At 74.3% G+C, this 18,438-nt stretch carries 18 protein-coding genes; 2 read left to right on the top strand and 16 right to left on the bottom strand.

Annotation, left to right across the window (positions count from 1 at the left end):
• Positions 1-2 precede the first annotated feature (2 nt).
• From PHY01_RS02260 to PHY01_RS02250, 3 genes are read right to left on the bottom strand one after another with little or no spacing between them, the layout of a single operon-like run.
• On the bottom strand, positions 3-992 hold the full coding sequence (locus PHY01_RS02260) for a Gfo/Idh/MocA family protein (RefSeq protein WP_141276498.1): 990 nt from the start codon (positions 990-992) through the stop codon (positions 3-5).
• Positions 993-1,009: 17 nt separating this feature from the next.
• Positions 1,010-1,771 (bottom strand): SDR family oxidoreductase, encoded by a 762-nt coding sequence (locus tag PHY01_RS02255; RefSeq protein ID WP_141276497.1) that lies wholly within the window; start codon positions 1,769-1,771, stop codon positions 1,010-1,012.
• Entirely contained in the window at positions 1,771-2,871 is a 1,101-nt protein-coding gene (locus PHY01_RS02250) for a phytanoyl-CoA dioxygenase family protein (protein WP_141276496.1), read from the bottom strand. The genes PHY01_RS02255 and PHY01_RS02250 overlap by 1 nt, the downstream gene beginning before the upstream one ends.
• A gap of 60 nt (positions 2,872-2,931) precedes the next feature.
• Here PHY01_RS02250 and PHY01_RS02245 point away from each other — a divergent pair, with 60 nt between their 5' ends.
• A complete protein-coding gene (locus tag PHY01_RS02245) occupies positions 2,932-3,930 on the top strand; it encodes a LacI family DNA-binding transcriptional regulator (RefSeq protein ID WP_246085634.1) in 999 nt (332 codons plus the stop codon).
• Here the strand turns inward: PHY01_RS02245 and PHY01_RS02240 are convergent.
• On the bottom strand, positions 3,921-4,862 hold the full coding sequence (locus PHY01_RS02240) for a helix-turn-helix transcriptional regulator (protein WP_141276494.1): 942 nt from the start codon (positions 4,860-4,862) through the stop codon (positions 3,921-3,923). The two genes, PHY01_RS02245 and PHY01_RS02240, sit on opposite strands and share 10 nt — an antisense overlap.
• A 62-nt stretch (positions 4,863-4,924) precedes the next feature.
• Between PHY01_RS02240 and PHY01_RS02235 the strand changes: the two genes are divergently transcribed.
• The gene (locus PHY01_RS02235) at positions 4,925-5,371 is read left to right on the top strand and encodes a VOC family protein (protein WP_141276493.1); all 447 of its coding nucleotides are present in this window, start codon (positions 4,925-4,927) and stop codon (positions 5,369-5,371) included.
• Here the strand turns inward: PHY01_RS02235 and PHY01_RS02230 are convergent.
• From PHY01_RS02230 to iolC, 12 genes are all read right to left on the bottom strand, one after another.
• Positions 5,326-6,330 (bottom strand): Gfo/Idh/MocA family protein, encoded by a 1,005-nt coding sequence (locus tag PHY01_RS02230; RefSeq protein ID WP_141276492.1) that lies wholly within the window; start codon positions 6,328-6,330, stop codon positions 5,326-5,328. The genes PHY01_RS02235 and PHY01_RS02230 overlap by 46 nt on opposite strands.
• Before the next feature lie 115 nt (positions 6,331-6,445).
• Positions 6,446-7,303, bottom strand: coding sequence for a sugar phosphate isomerase/epimerase family protein (locus PHY01_RS02225; RefSeq protein WP_141276491.1), 858 nt, complete (start codon positions 7,301-7,303; stop codon positions 6,446-6,448).
• The gene (locus PHY01_RS02220; RefSeq protein WP_246085633.1) at positions 7,300-8,295 is read right to left on the bottom strand and encodes a Gfo/Idh/MocA family protein; all 996 of its coding nucleotides are present in this window, start codon (positions 8,293-8,295) and stop codon (positions 7,300-7,302) included. The genes PHY01_RS02225 and PHY01_RS02220 overlap by 4 nt, the downstream gene beginning before the upstream one ends.
• The gene (locus PHY01_RS02215; protein ID WP_141276490.1) at positions 8,292-9,308 is read right to left on the bottom strand and encodes a Gfo/Idh/MocA family oxidoreductase; all 1,017 of its coding nucleotides are present in this window, start codon (positions 9,306-9,308) and stop codon (positions 8,292-8,294) included. The genes PHY01_RS02220 and PHY01_RS02215 overlap by 4 nt, the downstream gene beginning before the upstream one ends.
• Positions 9,309-9,325: 17 nt before the next feature.
• Positions 9,326-10,210 (bottom strand): ATP-binding cassette domain-containing protein, encoded by an 885-nt coding sequence (locus PHY01_RS02210; protein WP_141276489.1) that lies wholly within the window; start codon positions 10,208-10,210, stop codon positions 9,326-9,328.
• Entirely contained in the window at positions 10,207-11,259 is a 1,053-nt protein-coding gene (locus PHY01_RS02205; RefSeq protein ID WP_141276488.1) for an ABC transporter permease, read from the bottom strand. The genes PHY01_RS02210 and PHY01_RS02205 overlap by 4 nt, the downstream gene beginning before the upstream one ends.
• Before the next feature lie 55 nt (positions 11,260-11,314).
• Positions 11,315-12,295 (bottom strand): sugar ABC transporter substrate-binding protein, encoded by a 981-nt coding sequence (locus tag PHY01_RS02200; RefSeq protein ID WP_141276487.1) that lies wholly within the window; start codon positions 12,293-12,295, stop codon positions 11,315-11,317.
• 35 nt (positions 12,296-12,330) lie between these two features.
• Positions 12,331-13,827 carry a CoA-acylating methylmalonate-semialdehyde dehydrogenase gene (locus PHY01_RS02195; RefSeq protein ID WP_141276486.1) on the bottom strand — a complete coding sequence of 499 codons (1,497 nt, stop codon included), beginning with the start codon at positions 13,825-13,827 and terminating at the stop codon, positions 12,331-12,333.
• Positions 13,824-15,674: a 3D-(3,5/4)-trihydroxycyclohexane-1,2-dione acylhydrolase (decyclizing) gene (iolD, locus tag PHY01_RS02190; protein WP_141276485.1), complete on the bottom strand. Its 1,851-nt coding sequence runs from the start codon at positions 15,672-15,674 to the stop codon at positions 13,824-13,826. The genes PHY01_RS02195 and iolD overlap by 4 nt, the downstream gene beginning before the upstream one ends.
• Positions 15,671-16,531 carry a 5-deoxy-glucuronate isomerase gene (iolB, locus tag PHY01_RS02185; protein ID WP_141276484.1) on the bottom strand — a complete coding sequence of 287 codons (861 nt, stop codon included), beginning with the start codon at positions 16,529-16,531 and terminating at the stop codon, positions 15,671-15,673. The genes iolD and iolB overlap by 4 nt, the downstream gene beginning before the upstream one ends.
• Positions 16,528-17,403 (bottom strand): Cgl0159 family (beta/alpha)8-fold protein, encoded by an 876-nt coding sequence (locus tag PHY01_RS02180; protein WP_141276483.1) that lies wholly within the window; start codon positions 17,401-17,403, stop codon positions 16,528-16,530. Before PHY01_RS02180 ends, iolB begins: the two co-directional genes overlap by 4 nt.
• Positions 17,396-18,382, bottom strand: a complete 987-nt coding sequence (gene iolC / locus PHY01_RS02175) for a 5-dehydro-2-deoxygluconokinase (protein ID WP_218029972.1) — start codon at positions 18,380-18,382, stop codon at positions 17,396-17,398. The genes PHY01_RS02180 and iolC overlap by 8 nt, the downstream gene beginning before the upstream one ends.
• Positions 18,383-18,438: the final 56 nt, after the last annotated feature.

Genomic DNA, 18,438 nt, shown 5'->3' with positions numbered 1-18,438 from the left:
GCTCACACCTCGTCGGTCCGCACCGGGCGGTGCTCCCGCAGCGAGATCGTGGCCGCCTCCGCCGCGACGGCCACGGCCAGCGCGTCGTCGACGGTGCAGGGCGACTCCCGGGTCCCGGCCACCACCTCGGTGAACGCGGCCAGCTCGGCCCGGAACGCCGACGCGAGGCGGTCCATGAAGAACGTGTGCGCCGGCCCGGCGACGGTGAGTGCCCCGGGGCCCAGCGGGCGGACCGGCAGGCCGTCGTCGAGCCCGGCGGCGGCGCTGTCGGCCGCGCCGTGCACCTCCAGGCGCACGTCGTAGCCGCGGCCGTTGTAGCGGCTGTTCGAGACCAGCCCGAGCGACCCGTCGGCCATCGTCAGGACGAGCGCCGCGGCGTCGACGTCACCCAGCTCGCCGAACATCGGGTCGCCGCGGTCGGAGCCGGTGGCGTAGACCTCGACGATCTCCTGCCCGGTGACCCAGCGGACGGCGTCGAGGTCGTGCACGGTGCAGTCCCGGAACAGCCCGCCGGACCCGGCGAGGTAGGCGCGCGGCGGCGGCGCCGGGTCGAGCGTGGTGGACCGGACGGTGTGCACGCGCCCCAGCTCCCCGGCCGCGACGGCCCCGCGCACCGCGAGGAACGCGGCGTCGAAACGGCGGGGGTAGCCGATCTGCACCCGGGCGCCCCGAACGGACGCGGCCGTGGCGCGGGCGTCGGCCAGCCCGGCGGCCAGCGGCTTCTCGCAGAACACCGGCAGCCCGGCGGCGACGGCGGCGCGCAGCAGCACCGGGTGGGCGTCGGTGGCGGCCGCGATCAGCACGCCGTCGACGCCCGCGGCGATCAGCTTCTCCGGGGAGTCGGCGGCCTCCGCGCCGACCTCCGCGGCCACCGCCGCCGTGACGGCGGGCACCGCGTCGGTGACGACGAGCGAGTCGACCGCGTCCAGCGCGGCCAGCGTGCGGGCGTGGAAGGCGCCGATGCGCCCGAGCCCGATCAGTCCCAACCTCATGCCAGATCCCAGTCTCATCAGTCCAGTCCTCCCAGGACGTTCTGGTCCCAGTCGATGACGGAGCCGGTGACGACGCCGCTGCGCGGCGACAGCAGGAACACCACGAAGTCGGCGATCTCGTCGGCCTGCCCGAGCCTGCGCATCGGCAGCCGGGCGGCCGCCGCGGCGCGCCAGGTGTCGTCGGCGTCGTGAAACCGGCGCTGCGTGGCGTCCTCGCCGGGGGTGTCGGTCCAGCCGATGTCGAGGCCGTTGATCCGCACCCGGTCGAACCGGTGCGCGTGGGCGGCGTTGCGGGTGAGCCCCGCGAGCCCCGCCTTGGCGGCGACGTAGGGGGCCAGGTAGGGCTGCCCGCCCAGCTCGGAGGACGAGATGACGTTGACGACCGACCCGGGCGCGCCCCGGCCCACCATGTCGGCGACGGCGGCCTGCATCGTGAAGAACGGCCCCCGCAGGTTGACCGCGACGTGCCGGTCGAACAGCTCCGGGGTGGTGTCGAGCAGCGTGCCGCGGTCGGTGAGCCCCGCCGCGTTGACCAGCGCGTCGATCCGGCCGTGCGCGGTGACCACCGCCGCGACGGAGGCGAGCGCCTGTGCCGGGTCGGCCACGTCGGCGGCCACGAACCGGGCGCCGGCGTCGGCCGCCGCCTTCTCCCCGGCGTCGACGCGGCGGCCGCTGATCGTCACCTGCGCGCCCTCCCGCACGGCGGCGCGGGCCACGGCGGCCCCGACCCCCTGCGTGCCGCCGCTGACCAGCAGCACCGTCCCGTCCAGCAGTCCCATCAGTGGCTCTCCCGGCGTCGCGCGTGATCGGTGAGGGCGGCGTCGAACGCCGCGGCGGTCCAGCCCTGCGCCACCGCGCGGCGCACCAGGTCGGCCTGGGTGGGCGGGGCGAGGCCGTCGACCGGCGGGTCGCGGTCGAGGTTGGTGGGGAAGGCGTAGCCCTCCGCGGCGGCCGACACGGCGTGGTCGGTGTCCGGCGTCAGGTACGGGTAGACCGCCCGGCACACGCGGGCCCGGTCGACCGACTCCATCGCCCGGCCGAACGCCGAGCTGATCTGCAGCAGGTTGGCGGTGCGCCGGACGTCGGCGCTGCGGTTGTGGCCCGCGCCGTGGATCACCGCGGGGTTGAAGAACGCGGCGTCGCCGACGGCGAGCGGCAGCTGCACGTGATGGCGTGCGAAGTGCGCGGCGAACTCCGGCAGCGCCGTGGCGAGGTAGCCGTCGGCGTACTTCTGCGAGTGCGGCAGGTACAGCGTGGGACCCGACTCGACGGGCATGTCGGCGTGCGCCACCGCCCCCTGCAGCGTGAGCACGGGGGACAGCCGGTGCACGTGCGCCGGGTAGCGCACGATCTCGGTCGGGGGCAGGAAGCCCAGGTGGTAGTCGCGGTGCCCGACCTGGGCCGCCCCGCCCGGGTGCACGACGTTGACCTGCGAGGTCACCTGGTAGCCCGGACCCAGCCAGGCCAGGGCGACCCGGGCGAGCACGTCGGAGGCGTAGTAGTCGACGAACGCCGCGGGCGCCCGTACGGCGAGCTTCTCCAGGGCGTTCCAGACCCGGTCGTTGGTGCCGCGGCCGTTCGTGTCCACAGCGGCGAAGTGGTCGCCGACCGCCTGCCCGGCGGCGTACTGCTCGGCGATCATCGCGTCGAACTCGGCGGTGACCCGGTCGACGACCGCCCGGTCCAGCGCGCCCCGCACGACGACCACGCCGGGGCCGTCGGCGAGCGCGCGGACGAGCTCCGACGGCGGCGCGGCGCGGACCCCGTCGGCGGAGTAGACCAGCACCTCCTGCTCGACGGTGTCGGCGTGCGGGAAGGCGCGCGGGTCGGTGCGGTCGGCGAGGACCGCGACGAGGTCGTCGAGGACGGGCACGGCCACGGGCCCACGCTCCTTCGCGGTTTTAAAGCGCTTTAACGAATGCTGTGTACGATCCGCGACGTGACCGGAGCTGTCAAGAGGCCGCGGCTGGAGGACGTCGCCGCGGCCGTCGGGGTGTCGACGGCGTCGGTGTCGCTGGTGCTGCGCGGCGTGGCGGGCCCGAGCGCGGAGACCCGCGAGCGCGTGCTGGAGGCCGCGGCCCGGCTCGGCTACCGCGCCGACCGCAGCGCGAGCCTGCTGGCGCGGCGGCGCACACACGTCCTGGGTGTCCCGGTGCTCCTGCGCGACGCCTTCCGCACGGAGTTGGCCGAGGAGGTGCAGCTCGCCGCCGACGCCCGCGGCTACACCGTGGCCCTGAGCGGCATCACCCGCACCCACGATGAGCAGCGCGTCGTCGACACCCTGCTCGACCTGCGCTGCGAGGCCGTGCTCCTGCTCGCCCCCGGCCTGTCGCCCGCCGGGCTGTCGGCGCTGGGGGCGCGGGTCCCGACCGTGGTGATCGGGCGGCGGCTCCCCCCGGACGGGTTCGACGTGGTCCGCGTCGCCGACGCCGACGGGATCGGCCAGGCCGTCGACCACCTGGTCGGGCTCGGCCACCGCGCGATCGTCCACGTCGACGGCGGGCGGTCGGAGATGGCGCCCGAGCGCCGGGAGGGCTTCACCGTGGCGATGGCCGCACACGGGCTGGAGCCGCGGATCGCGCCCGGCGGCGACAGCGAGGAGGCCGGTGCCCGGTCGGCCAGGGCGCTGCTGGACGCCGGCCTGCCGACCGCGGTGGTCGCGGCCAACGACCGCAGCGCCCTGGGCCTGCTCGACGTGTTCCTCCGCGCGGGGGTCCGCGTGCCCGGTGACGTGTCGGTGGTCGGCTACGACGACGCCGAGCTGTCCCGGCTCGCGCACGTGCGGCTCACCACCGTCAGCCAGGACGCGCCGGAGCAGGCGCGGATGGCCGTCGACGCCGTGCTGGAGCGGCTCGACGGCGGGCGCACCGACGTCGTGGAGCGGGTGCTGCGGCCGCGGCTGGTGGTGCGCGGCACGACCGGTCCGGTTCAGGCGTAGCGCCCGGCCAGCTCGGTGCCGATCCGGGCGAGCTCGGCGCGGACCTCCGGCGGGTCGAGCACCTCCACCACGGATCCCCAGCCGGCGAGGGTCCGGGCGACGTCGAGCGCGGTCGGGGCGCCGACACGCACCCGCGACCGGCCGTCGGCACCGGGTGGGCCGGGGTCGCAGTGCCGGCCGAACTGGCTGCGCAGCACCGGGACGAACCGGGTCTCGATCAGCACCGTAGCGGTGAGCCGCCCGCGCCGCGCCTCCACCTCGTCGACGACCCGCTCCCAGGCCCCGGCCGGCGTGAAACCCTCAGGGCGCTGCGCGACCAGGTCGGTGACCTCGGCGTCGAGGACCCGGTCGATCCGGAACGTGCGCTGCCCGGCCGCGGTGCCCGCGATCAGGTACCAGGTGCCGTCCTTGTCGACCAGGCCCCACGGGTCGATGAGCCGTTGCGTCGGCGCGCGGGTGCGCCCGGCGTAGCGCAGCCGGACCCTGCGGCGGTCCACCACCGCCCCCAGCAGCAGCTCGACCAGCGGCGGCCGCTCCCCGTCGAGCCCGCCCCAGCCGGTGGGGTCGACGACGACGGAGCCTGCGGCGGCCGCCGCCTCGGCGCGGAACACCTCGGGCAGCGCGCGGGTGAGCTTGCGCAGGGCCGAGCGGGCCTGCGGCGCGTCCGCCGCGGCCGGGCCGAGCAGCAGGAACAGGGCCCGCGCCTCCGGGGCGGTGAGGCCGGTCAGGTCGGTGCGGGCCCCGCCCAGCAGCGACCAGCCCCCGCCGCGCCCGGCCTGCGGGTAGACCGGGATCCCCGCGGACGACAGCGCCTCCAGGTCGCGCCGGGCCGTGGCGACGGAGACCTCCAGCTCGGCCGCGACCTCCGCGGCCGTCACCCGGCCGCGGGCCTGCAGGAGCAGCAGGACGGCGACGAGCCGGTCCGCGCGCATGCGGGAAGTCTGCCAGGGAAAGTGCTCATAGGGTGAGCGCTTTCGGCGGCAGGATCGGCCCCATGACCACGTTCCGCGGATTCGCCACCCTCAACTTCTTCGCCGACGACGTCGCGCAGGCCGCCCGCTGGTACACCGAGGTGTTCGGGGTGCCGCACTACTTCGAGCGCTCCGGCCCGGACGGGCGGCCCGCCTACGTCGAGTTCCGGATCGGCGACCTGGAGGCCGAGTTCGGGATCATCAGCAGCGCCTACCGCCCGCCGGTGGCGGACGGGCCGGCGGGAGCGATCATGCCCGGAGCGATCATGCACTGGGCCGTCGACGACCTGGAGGGCACGGTGGCCCGCCTGCTCGGGCTCGGCGCGACGGAGTACCTGCCGATCCAGGTGCGTGGGGACGGCTTCGTCACCGCCTCGGTCGTCGACCCCTTCGGCAACCTGCTGGGGGTGATGACCAACGTGCACTACCTGGAGATGCTGGGGCGCGCCGGCAGCCCGGCCGCGGAGTAGACCGCGTCGGTCAGCTCCGCGGTCGCGACGGCGTCGTCGGCCCCGGCCGGGAACGGCGCACCGTCGCGCAGGTGCGCCCGCACGGCCTCCAGCTGGTACAGGTAGGTCGAGCGGGTGCCCAGGTGCTCGGTGCGCTCCCCGGAGGGGCCGCGCACGACGACCCGGTCGTCGCGCTGGGGCAGGACGACGTTCATCGCGGTCGCCTCCCCGTGCTCGCCGGTCACCCGGCAGGTGATCGACCAGTCGTCCGCGGCCATGTCGCAGTGCGCCTGCCCGGTCGCGCCGGACGGGTAGCGCAGCTCCGCGGTGACCCGCTCGTCGACGCCCGGCCGCCCGGCCCGTTCCTGCGCGGTGGCCGAGGAGACGGCCGGCTCCCCGCCCGCCCACTCCGCGAACGCGCGCAGGCACCGCAGCGGGTAGCAGCCGAGGTCCATCAGGGCGCCACCGGCGAGGTCGAGCCGCCAGCGCGGGTCGTCGTCGGGCGGGGCGGGCATGGTGAAGCGGGACTCGACGCGGCGCAGCGCGCCCAGCTCCCCGGACGCGACGAGCTCCCGGAGCCGGCGCAGCACGGGGTGGTGGAGGTGGTGGAACGCCTCCAGGACGACGACGCCCGCGGCCGCGGCGGCGTCGCGCACCGCCCGGGCCTCCGCGGCGTTGCTCGCGAACGGCTTCTCGCTGAGCACGTGCTTCCCGGCCGCGACGGCGGCCAGGTTCCACGGGCCGTGCAGCGCGTTGGCCAGCGGGTTGTAGACGATCTCGATCCCGGGGTCGGCGAGCACGTCGGCGTAGAACCCCAGGACCCGCTCGACGCCGTGCTCCGCGGCGAAGGCCGCGGCCCGCCGGGGGTCGCGCGCGGCCACGGCGACGAGCCGGTCGCCGGTCTCCTTCGCGGGCTCGACGAGCGCGCCCGGGGTGATTCGGGCGGCCCCGAGGACGCCGATGCGCAGGGGTTCGCTCACGAGGACTCCCCGGGTGAGATCGACGTGGTGGGGGTCCGGCGGCCGGTCGACCCCGATGGTGTCGATCTCACCGGCGGCGTGGGCCGCCCGTCCCGGCCCGGGCCGGTCGAGGTCGTCACGAGCGCGCGAGGATCGCACGCAGCGCGTCGACGCTCGTGCGCACGTCGGCGGGCGGGCCGTCCTCCGCCGGTTCCTCGACCAGGATCGTGTCCTGCTCCAGGACGTACCAGCCGGTGTACCCGTGGTCGCGCAGGTGCCCCACGATCGCGGCGAAGTCGACGTCGCCGTGCCCGACCGGGCGGTACATGCCCTCGCGCACGGCCTCCGTGTAGGTGAGCCGCCCGCCCTGCACCTGCTTCGCGAGCCCGAGGTCGACGTCCTTGACGTGGGTGTGCGCGATCCGCTCGGGTGCCTGGCGGGTCAGCGCGACCGGGTCGGTGCCGCCGATGAGCAGGTGCCCGGTGTCCAGGCACAGCGCGACGGTCGAGCCGTCGAGCACGCGCTGCACGTCGTCGGTGTTCTCCACCATCGTCCCGACGTGCGGGTGCAGCACCGCGCGGACGTCGTGGGCGGCGGCGACCCCGGCGAGGCGGTCGAGGTTGGCGAGCAGGGTCCGCCAGCCGTCGTGGTCGAGCGCGGGACGGGTGTCGTAGCCGTCGAGCCCGCTGACCGCCGAGAGCACGAGGGTGTCCGAACCGGTGGCGGCGTAGGTGGCCAGCAGCTTCTCCACCTCGGGTACCGGGTCGTGCTCGGGCACGTGCAGCAGCAGCGGGGTGAACCCGCCGACGGCCTGCAGGCCGTACCGGTCGAGCAGGGGGCGCGGGTCCTCGGGCAGGAAGCCCTCGGGCCCGAACTCGGTGGCGACCAGCCCCACCTCGCGCATCTCGGCCAGCACCCGGGACGGCGGGAGCTGGAAGCCCCAGCCGGGGACCTCGCAGACGCCCCACGAGATGGGCGCTCCGGCGATCTTCATGCGTTCTCCTTCAGGGACACCGGCCGCCCGGTCCGCCAGGACTCGTCGGCGGCCAGGGCGAGGTCGAACGCGGCGAGCGCGTCGCGACCGGTGACGGGGGGCGGGGTGCCGTCGCGGACGGCGCGCGCGAACGCGTCCAGCTCCGCGGCGTAGGCCCAGGGGTAGCGCTCCTCGAAGTCGCGGGCGAGGTCGCGCGAGGCGAGCCCGGGGGTGCGCCACTCGACGCCGCGCACGTGCGGGGCGTCGATCCGGGCCGTGGCGAGGGTGCCCATGACCTCCGTGGAGCACTCGTAGCCGTAGCGGGCGCTGCGGCTGTTGTCGATCACCCCGAGCGCGCCGTTCGCGAAGCGCAGCACCGTGACGGCGGTGTCGATGTCGCCCAGCGCGGCGAACGCCGGGTCGGCCGCGGCACCGTGCGCGTGCACCTCGACGACCTCCCCGACCAGCCAGCGGGCGACGTCGAGGTCGTGCACCACGACGTCGAGGAAGAAGCCGCCGGAACCGGACAGGAACGCCGGGTCCGGTGGGGTCATGTCGCGCAGCGAGGTGCGGAACAGCGTGACCTCACCCAGCTCGCCCGCGTGGATCCGGGCCGCCGCGGCGGCCCAGTCGGGGTCGCTGCGGCGGTGGAAGCCGACCTGGAACACGATCCCGGCCGACTCCACGGCCGCCAGCGTGTCCAGCGTCGTCATGCGGTCCAGCGAGATCGGCTTCTCGCAGAACACGTGCCGGCCCGCTGCGGCGGCCTGCGCCGTCAGCGGGGCGTGGGTGCCGGTGGGGGAGGCGATCGCGACGGCGCCGACGCGGTCGAGCAGCTCGTCGTACGACGTCGTCCACGGCACGTCGAATTCGGCTCCGGCGGCCTGCGCGGCCGCCGGGACCGGGTCGTACACGCACGCCAGCCGCGCGACCGAGCAGCGCCCGGCCAGCGCGGCGGCGTGGATCCGCCCCATCCGGCCCAGCCCCGCCAGCCCGACCCCGACCCGGCTCACGCGGGTCCCTTGTAGAGGTCCGGCCGGTCGGGGAGCACGACGGGTTCGCGTGCGCCGGAGCGCAGGGCGGCCAGCCCGGTCTCGCAGACGACGGTGGCCGCGTACCCGTCCCACGCGGACGGGCCCGTGGTGCCGCCCGCGGCGACCGCGTCGACCCAGGCCTGCAGCTCGGCGTCGAACGCCGGGCCGAACCGCTCGCGCCAGTGTGCGGGCACCCGGCCCGCGTGCGTCCCGGCGCGCTTGACGACCGTGCCCGCCGACTCCGACAGCTCGACGGTGCCGTCCTCGCCGACCACCTCGCCCCGGATGTCGTAGCCGAACCCGGCGTTGACCGAGGCCTCGACGTCGACGAGCACGCCGCCCTCGGTCTCCAGCAGCACCAGCAGCGGGTCGTCGAACCCCGCCTTGGCCTTGCGCGAGGTCCGCGGCCGCAGCACCGTGACCGCGGCGATCTCCTCGTCGAACAGCCACCGCGCCACGTCGATGTCGTGCACCGCGGTGTCGGTGACGATCATGTCGCTGGTGAAGAAGTCCGGCACCGACGGGTTGCGGTGCGCCGCGTGCATCAGCAGCGGCAGCCCGATCTCCCCGCCGGTGACGACCTCCTTCATCGCCCGGTACTGCGCGTCGAAGCGGCGCATGAACCCGACCATCACCAGCCGCCGCCCCGTCGCCGTCTCGGCCTCGACGATCCGCTCGGCGGCCTCGCGTGTCGTGGCCAGCGGCTTCTCGCAGAACACCTGCTTGCCGGCGGCGACGCAGGCCAGCACGTACTCCTCGTGGGTGGGCCCCCAGGAGGTCACCACGACGGCGTCCACCCGGTCGTCGGCGATGAGCTCGGCGCCGCTGCGGTGGAGCACCGGGCCCGCGAGGCCGTCGGCGACCACCCGGGCCCGGTCGAGGTCGACGTCGGTGACCGCGCCGACGCGCGCCCCCGACAGGACGTGGGACAACCGGTGGACGTGGTCCTGCCCGATCGCGCCCACGCCGATGACGCCGACGGTGATGGTCACTGCGTTCCTCTCTCCGGTCAGGCCTTCGGCGGGGTGCCGGCGGCGACCCCGGACGGGATGGCCAGGTCGTGTGCCTCGGCCTCGATCTGCTGGGCGGCCTCGGCCGCCGCCCCGCCGCCCTGCTGCAGCTCGTGGCTCAGCGCCTCCAGCTCGGCGCCGCCGGCCATCAGGCCGGTCAGCTCCTCGCGGGTGATCTCGCTCTTGGCGAAGTCGCCGAGGCTGCGGCCCCGCTTGAGCAGCATGAACCGGTCGCCCACCGGGTAGGCGTGGTGCGGGTTGTGGGTGATGAAGATGACGCCCAGCCCGCGCTCACGGGCCTGGATGACGTACTTCAGCACCACCCCGGCCTGCTTGACGCCCAGCGCCGCGGTCGGCTCGTCGAGGATGAGCACCTTGGCGCCGAAGTACACCGCCCGGGCGATCGCGACGCACTGCCGCTCCCCGCCGGACAGCGTGCCGATCGGCTGGTCGATGTCGCGCAGGTCGATCCCCATGGCGAGCAGCTCCGCCTTGGCGATCTTGCGCATCGCGTCGGTGTCCAGCCGGGCGATCGGGCCCCGGCCCTTGCGCATCTCGGACCCGAGGAAGAAGTTGCGCCACACCGGCATCAGCTTCACGACCGCGAGGTCCTGGTAGACGGTGGCGATCCCGGCGTCGAGCGCCTCGCGGGGCGAGGAGAACGATACCTGCTCGCCCTCGAGGAGGAAGTCGCCGCCGTCGTGCCGGTGCACCCCGGCGAAGATCTTGATCAGGGTCGACTTGCCGGCGCCGTTGTCGCCCAGCACGCAGGTGACGGCGGCGGCGCCGACCGTGGTGGAGATGTCCTGCAGCGCGATGACGCTGCCGAACACCTTGGACACTCCGCGGATCTCCAGCAGCGGCGCTGCGGTGGCCGTCGTCATTTCCCGCTCCGTTCCGCGTAGCGGCGGACATACTGGTTCGCGAGCACCGCGAGCAGCAGCATCGCGCCCAGGAAGAACTTGAACCAGTCGCTGTCCAGGCCCGCGTACACGATGCCCTGACTGGTCATGCCGAAGATCAGCGCGCCGATCGCGGCGCCGATCACCGACCCGTAGCCGCCGGTCAGCAGACAGCCGCCGATGACCGCGGCGACGATGTAGATCAGCTCCTCCCCGAAGCCCTGGTTGGTCTGCACCGAGGTCTGTTCCATCAGCTTGAGCGTGCCGACCAGCCAGGCGCAGGCGCCGACGGCCATGAACAGGGTGATGGTGGTGCGGGCCGCCGGGACGCCGATGTTGCGGCTGGCGACGGGGTCGCCGCCGACGGCGAAGGTCCAGTTGCCGAAGCGGGTCTTCGCCAGCACCCACGCGCCGATCGCCACGACCAGCACCCACCACAGGATCTGGATCTTGAAATCGACCCCGAAGACGTTGATCCGGCTCGCGAACAGCGGCCGCACGGTGTCGTAGAAGGGGACCTGCGCCATACCGCCCACCGACACCGTGCCGGTGATCAGCTTGGTGACGGCGAGGTTGAGGCCCTGCAGCATGAGGAACGTGGCGAGGGTGATGATGAAGCTGGGCAGCCCGGTGCGCGTCACCAGGTAGCCGTTGACGAAGCCGATGCCCAGGCACAGCACCAGCGACACCAGCAGCGCGGCCCAGATGTTGAGGCCCCACTGGGTGGTCATGACGGCGGTGGCGAGGCCGGCGGTGCCGGTCAGGACCCCGGCGGACAGGTCGAAGTGGCCGCCGATCATCAGCATGGCCACGGCGACGGCCATGATGCCGAACAGCGAGGCCGGGTCGAGCCAGTTGGAGATGCCGGCGAGCGAGTAGAACTGCGTCGACGACACGGCGAACAGCACGAACAGGATCACCGCGCCGATCAGCGAACCGATCTCGGGGCGCAGGACGAGCCGCCGGAGCAGCCCGACCCGGGCCACCCGTTCGTCGGCCTCGGGGGTGGGTGGGGACAGGGTCGTGGTCATGGTTGTGCTCCCGGTTCCAGGGGCGGGGCCCGTGCGGGCCCCGCCACCTGTCCTGCTAGCGGGTTCCCTGGGTGGCCAGGTCCTGGACCTGCGCGGCGTTCTCCTGCGTGACGTAGCCCGGACCGGTCAGGACCGGCTGCCCGCCACCGATGGTGTTGAGGTTGGACTTGTAGAGCGTCAGCATGACGATGGGCAGGTAGCCCTGCGTGTACTGCTGCTGGTCGACGGCGAAGAGCATGTCGCCGTCGGCGATGGCCTGGGTGACGTCGCCGTTGAGGTCGAACGTCGCGAGCTGTGCCGAGGAGCCGGACTCCTGGACCGCGGTGATCGCGACGCCGCCGATGACCGGGCCGAGCGTGAGGACGCCGTTGATCGACGGGTCGGACTGCAGCTTGGCCCGGATGGTGGCCTGGGCGCTGGTCGGGTTGCTGTTCTCGACCTGGAGGTTCTCCACCGATCCGCCGAGGCCCTCGGCGAAGCCCGCGCACCGCTGCTCGAGGCCGATGTTGCCGGCCTCCTGGATCACGCACAGCGCCTTGTTCACCCCGGCGGCGGCCATCTGCTCGCCGGCCCCGCGCCCGGCGATCGTCTCGTCCTGGCCGACGTGGGCGAGCGCGCCGAACTCGCGGGAGGAGTCCTGCCCGGAGTTGATGGTGATCACCGGGATGCCCGCGGCCACGGCGGCCTCGATGGAGCCGCGCAGGGCGTCCGGGTTGGCCATGGAGACCACCAGGCCGTCGACGCCCTCGTTCACGGCGGCGTCGATGAGCTGCGACTGCCGGGCCGGGTCACCGTTGCTGTCGCGGTAGGTCACCGTGACGCCCTCGTCGGTGCCGGCCTGCTCGGCGCCCTTCTTCACCACGTCCCAGAACGTGTCGCCCGCGGCGCCGTGGGTGACGACGGTGAAGTTGTAGCCGTAGCTGCCGGCGCCCCCGCCCGCGCTCGCGGCGGGTGGTGCCTGGCCGGTGCCGCTGCAACCGGCGGCGAGGAGCAGCGCGGCCGAGGCGGCCACGACGACGCCCTTGCGGAGATTCATCGGTGTGTTCCTTCTGTTGAGGGGACTTCGGGGGGTCAGGTCGCGGTCGGGAAGTGGAAGGACGAGCCGGACGACGCCTCGACCCGCGGCCAGCGCGCGGTCACGACCTTGGCCCGGGTGTAGAACGCGATGCCCTCCGGGCCGTGGATGTGGGACTGCCCGAACAGCGAGTCCTTCCAGCCGCCGAAGGAGTAGTAGGCCATCGGCACCGGGATGGGCACGTTGATGCCGATCATCCCGACGTCCACGCCGCGCTGGAACCGTCGCGCGGCCTCGCCGGAGCCGGTGAAGATGGCGGTGCCGTTGCCGTAGGGGTTGGCGTTGACGATCGCGATCGCCTCGTCGACCGTGTCGGCCCGCACCACCGAGAGCACCGGGCCGAAGATCTCCTGCGTGTAGACGTCCATCTGCGTCGTCACGCGGTCGATGACGGTCGGGCCGACGAAGAAGCCGTCCTCGTGGCCGGGCACGGTGAGCCCGCGCCCGTCGACGGCGAGGGTGGCGCCCTGGGCCTCCCCGGTGCCGATGAGGTCGACGATCCGGTCGCGCGCGGCGGCGGTGATGACCGGGCCCATCTCGGACGCGGCGTCGCGGCCGGGGCCGACCCGGGTGGCCCGGGCCTTCGCGCTGACCGCCTCGACCAGCTCGTCGGCGGCGCCGCCGACCGCGACGGCCGCGGAGATCGCCATGCAGCGCTCGCCCGCCGAGCCGAACGCGGCGGCGACGAGGTGGTCGGAGGCGTAGTCGAGCGCGGCGTCGGGCAGGACGATCGCGTGGTTCTTCGCCCCGCCGAGTGCCTGCACGCGCTTGCCGGCGGCGGTGCCGCGCTCGTGGATGTACTTCGCGATCGGCGTCGAGCCGACGAAGGACACCGCGGCCACGTCCGGGTGGTCGAGCAGGGCGTCGACGGACTCCTTGTCGCCGTGCACGACGTTGAACACGCCGTCGGGCAGCCCGGCCTCGGCCAGCAGCTCGGCCGCCAGCATCGACGCGCCGGGGTCGCGCTCGCTGGGCTTGAGGACGAAGGTGTTGCCGGTCGCGATCGCGACCGGGTACATCCACATCGGCACCATGGCCGGGAAGTTGAACGGCGTGATCCCGGCGCAGACGCCGAGGGGCTGGCGGAAGGAGAACAGGTCGACCCCGCCGGAGACCTGGTCGGAGTACTCGCCCTTGAGCAGCGAGGGGATGCCGCAGGCGAACTCGACGACCTCCAGGCCGCGCTGCACCTCGCCGCGGGCGTCGGAGAGCACCTTGCCGTGCTCGTCGGAGATGATCTCGGCGAGGTCGTCCATCCGGGCGTTCACCAGCTCGCGGAACGCGAAGAGCACCTTCACCCGCTGCGACAGCGACGACTGGCCCCAGGTCTCGAACGCGGCCTTCGCACTCTGCACGGCGGCGTCGACGTCCACCGTTCCCGCCAGCAGCACCTCGGCCTGCTGCGCGCCGGTGGCGGGGTTCCAGACCGGGCTCGTCCGGGTGGACGTGCCGGTGGCCGGCTTGCCGCCGATCCAGTGGCTGATGGTTCTCACGGGTCGTTCCTTCCGATCAGGGGGCGCTGGTCGCGCTTGCGCGCCTCGTAGGTCGTGCGGGCGTGGCGGGTGCTGTCGAGCTCCGAGACCTCGGCGACCGGGACGTCCCACCAGCTGTCGGGGTCGGGCACCGGGGCGAGCGGGTCGGTCTCGACGTGGATCGCGGTGGTGCGGGTCGACGCCCGGCTCTGCTTGACCGCGTCGCGGAACTCCGCGATCGTGCGGACGCGGATCACGTCGGCGCCGAGGCTCTCGGCGTTGGCGGCGAGGTCGACGGGCAGGACGTCGCCGTCGAGGCGGCCGGAGCCGCCGCGGTAGCGGTAGGCGGTGCCGAAGCGCTGCGAGCCCAGCGACTCCGACAGCGCGCCGATCGAGGCGAACCCGTGGTTCTGGACGATCACCAGGTTGAGCTTGATGCCCTCCGACACCGCGGTGACGATCTCGCTCGCCATCATCAGGTAGGAGCCGTCGCCGACCAGGGCCCAGACCTCGCGCTCGGGAGCGGCCATCTTCACGCCCAACGCGCCGGCGATCTCGTAGCCCATGCAGGAGTAGGCGTACTCGACGTGGTAGCCCTTGCGGTCCCGCGCGCGCCAGAGCATCTGCAGGTCACCGGGCATGGACCCGGCCGCCTGCACGACGACGTCGCGGGCGTCGATCCCCTCGTTGAGGGCGCCGAGCACCTCGGTCTGCGCCGGGAGCGGGGAGTGCCCGAGGTGGAACGCGCGGTCGACCTCGGCGTTCCAGGGGCCCGCGTCCCACGTGGTGTCCCAGCGCCGCCCGGCGAGCGCACCGGTGAGCGCGTCGAGCCCCTCCCGCGCGTCGGCCAGCAGCATTTCCCCGGTGTGCTTGGCGGCGTCGAGGGAGGCGACGTTGACGTTGACGAACCGGACGCCCGGGTCCTGGAACGCGCTGCGCGAGGCGGTGGTGAAGTCCGACCACCGGGTGCCGACGCCGATCACGACGTCGGCGGTGCGGGCGAGCCCGTTGGCGACGGGGGACCCGGTGGACCCGACGCCGCCCACGGCCTGCGGGTGGTCGTGCAGCAGCGCGCCCTTGCCGGCCTGGGTGTCGGCGACCGGGATGCCGGTGGCCTCGGCGAAGCGGGCGAGCGCGTCGGAGGCCTGCGAGTAGTGCACGCCCCCGCCCGCGACGAGCAGCGGTCGCCGTGCGGAGCGGATGACCGCGGCGGCGCGGGCGAGCGCGGCGGGCTCGGGCACCGGGCGGGCCAGGTGCCAGACGCGCTTCGCGAACAGCTCGTCGGGCCAGTCGTGCGCCTCGGCCTGTACGTCCTGGGGGAGCGCGATCGTCGCCGCGCCGGTCTGGGCCGGGTCGGTCAGCGCCCGCATCGCGCCGAGCAGCGCCGCGGGGAGCTGCTCGGGGCGCCACACGCGGTCGAAGAACACCGACAGCGGCCGGAAGGCGTCGTTGACGGACACGTCGTAGCCGTCGGGGCGTTCGAGCTCTTGCAGCACGGGGCTCGCGACGCGGGTGGCGAACACGTCCGAGGGCAGCAGCAGCACCGGGATCCGGTTGGTGGTGGCCAGCGCGGCGCCGGTGAGCATGTTCGTCGAGCCGGGGCCGATGCTGGCCGTGCACGCCATGAGCTGGGTGCGGTCGCGCATCCGGGAGAACCCGACGGCGGCGTGCACCATGCCCTGCTCGTTGCGGGCCAGGTGGTAGGGCAGCTCGTCGGCGTACTCCAGCAGCGCCTGCCCGATCCCGGCGACGTTGCCGTGGCCGAAGATCCCGAAGCACCCCGGGACGAGCCGCTGCTCGACCCCGTCGCGCTCGGAGTACTGGTTCGCCAGGAACCGCACGACGGCCTGGGCGACGGTGAGCCTCATGCCTTCTCCTGCGTGGTGGTCAGGGGGAGCCGGGGGTCGATCTCCTGGGCGTCCCAGGTGCCGCGGACCCAGGCGTGGTCGGGGTGGTCGCAGATGCGCCAGGCCCGCTCGTCGCCGGGGCCCGCCATGACGTTGAGGTAGTACAGGTCGTAGCCGGGGGTGGCCATGGACGGACCGTGCCAGCCGTGCGGGATGAGGACGGTGTCGCCGCTGCGCACCTCGGCGCAGACGTCGATCTCGCGGCCGGGGCCCGAGGTGGACACGCGCTGGTAGCCGGGACCCCCGTTCGCCACCTCGAAGTAGTAGATCTCCTCCAGCACCGACTCGCCCTCGCGCTCCTCGTCGTGCTTGTGGGGCGGGAACGACGACCAGTTGGCGCCCGGCGTCAGCACCTCGACGGCGATCAGCGCGTCGGCGTCGAACGTGCCGGGCATGCAGAAGTTGTTGACCTGCCGGCTCGCCTGCCCGGCCCCGCGCAGCTCCACCGACACGCCCTCGGCGGGCCCGTAGCGGGCCGCGAGGCGGCGCTTCGCGCGGGCGGCGGGCAGGGCGAACCGGCCCCCGCCCGCGCTGGTCACCGTCACCTGCGCGTCGCGCGGGGCGTAGGCGAAGTCGGTGACGCGGCTGAACACGTCGTCGCGGCCGACCAGCTCGAAGCGCTCCCCGTCGCACTCCACGACGCAGCTCCCCGACAGCGGCAGGACGATCGTCTCGTCCTCGCCGGTGTCGAAGGTGGCGCTCCCGCCGGGGTCGAGGGCGAGCACCCGCAGCGAGCTGTACTCCCACCCGGCGCTCGCCGGGGTCACGACCAGCGAGAACGCGCCCTCGGCGCTCTCCCCGGCCCGGATCACGCTCACAGCAGACCCACCGCGGTGTCGACGGCGGCGGCGACGTCGTCGTCGGCCGGGTAGAGCAGCGACCGGCCGATCACCAGGCCCTGCACCGTGGGCAGGGCGAGCGCCTTGCTCCAGTCGGCGAACGCGCGGTCCGGGTCGGCGCTCACCTCACCGCCGAGGATCACCGCGGGCAGGGTCGTCGCGGCCATCGCCCGCTCCATCTCCTCGACGATCGGCACCTTCAGCCAGGTGTGCGCCGAGGTCCGGCCCAGCCCGGCGGCGACGGTCATCGCCCTGGCCATGGCGTCGGCGGTGAGCTCGTTGCGCACCCGGCCGTCGACGCGGTGGGAGACGAACGGCTCGACCATCGCCATGAGCCCGTGCCCGGCCAGGTCGGAGACGGCCCGCGCGCACGCCTCCAGCGTGACGACGGTGGCGGGGTCCTCGGCGTCGATGCGGGTGAGCATCTTGCCGCCCTCGTACCCGCTCGCGGCGATCCCGGCGGCGTCGTAGGCGGTGAACCGGTCGTCGATCTCGAACACGGTGCCGGCCAGCCCGCCGCGGTTCATCGACCCGACGACGACCTTCCCGTCCAGCGCGCCGAGCAGCAGCAGGTCCTCCAGCACGTCCGGGGTGCCCAACACCCCGTTGACGCCCGGGCGCGACAGGGCCAGCACCAGCCGGTCGAGCAGGTCGGCGCGGTCGCCCATCGCCATGGCGCGGTTCCCGGCGCGCAGGGCGCCGCGGGCGGGGTGGTCGGCGGCGATCATCATGAGCCGGCCGTGCTCGCCGAGCAGCGACGCCGGGCGCACCCGGGCCGCGGCGGCCTCGGCGATCGCGCCGGGGCGGTGCACGCGCGTCTCGACCAGCGTGCGCAGGACCTCGTCACGCACCGACGGTCTCCTTCAGCATCTCCTCGACCTCGGCGGAGGTCGGCATCGCGTCCGCGCACGCCAGCCGGCCCGCGACGATCGAGCCCGCGGCGTTGCAGAACCGCATCGCGCGCTCCAGCTCCCACCCGGACAGCAGCGCGTGGCACAGGGCGCCGCCGAACGCGTCGCCCGCGCCGAGGCCGTTGACGACCTCGACCGGCACCGGTGGTACCTCGACCGTGCGGGTGCCGGTCGGACCCGTCGTCACGGAGGCGAGCACGCCTGCCGGGCCCTGCTTCACCACGGCCAGCCCGACGCCCGCGTCGTGCAGAGCCGCCGCCGCGGCGTGCGGATCGCGCTCGCCGACCGCGGTGTCGCACTCGTCGAGGTTGCCGACGGCGACGTCGACGTGGGGGAGTGCCTCGCGCACCCGGCGCCGGGCCTCCTCGCGGGACTCCCAGAAGATCGGGCGGTAGTCGAGGTCCAGCACCGTGATCCCGTCGCGGCCGCGCGCCCGCAGGGCGGCGAGCGTCGCCTCCCGGCTGGGCTCGCGCGACAGGCCGGTGACGGTCACCCAGAACACCTCCGCGGTGCGCACGGCGTCGAGGTCGAGCTCGTCGGCGCGGATCATCAGGTCGGGCGCGGGGTCGCGGCCGTAGAAGTACAGCGGGAAGTCGTCGGGCGGGAAGATCTCGCAGAACACCACCGGAGTGGGCAGGCCGGGGACCGCCGTGACGTGCCGGTCGTCGACGCCGAAGCCGCGCAGGGCGTCGTGCAGGAAGGCGCCGAACGGGTCGTCGCCGGTGCGGGTGATCACCGCGCTGCGCCGGCCGTGCCGGGCCGCGGCCACCGCGACGTTCGTGGCGCTGCCACCGAGGTACTTGCCGAACGTCGTCACCTCGCGCAGCGAGACCCCGGTCTGCAGCGGGTAGACGTCGACGCCGATGCGCCCCATCGTCAGCACCTCCGGCGCCGCGGTGGTCGTGTCCTGGCCTGGCATCCGGCTCCCTCGTCGCTGGTCGTGGCTGCTCGCGCCGGGTCAGGTGTACTCTCGTC

It is taken from the genome of Pseudonocardia hydrocarbonoxydans (assembly GCF_006539565.1).
Lineage (GTDB): Bacteria > Actinomycetota > Actinomycetes > Mycobacteriales > Pseudonocardiaceae > Pseudonocardia > Pseudonocardia hydrocarbonoxydans.
This window is presented reverse-complemented; position numbering and strand designations above follow the sequence as displayed.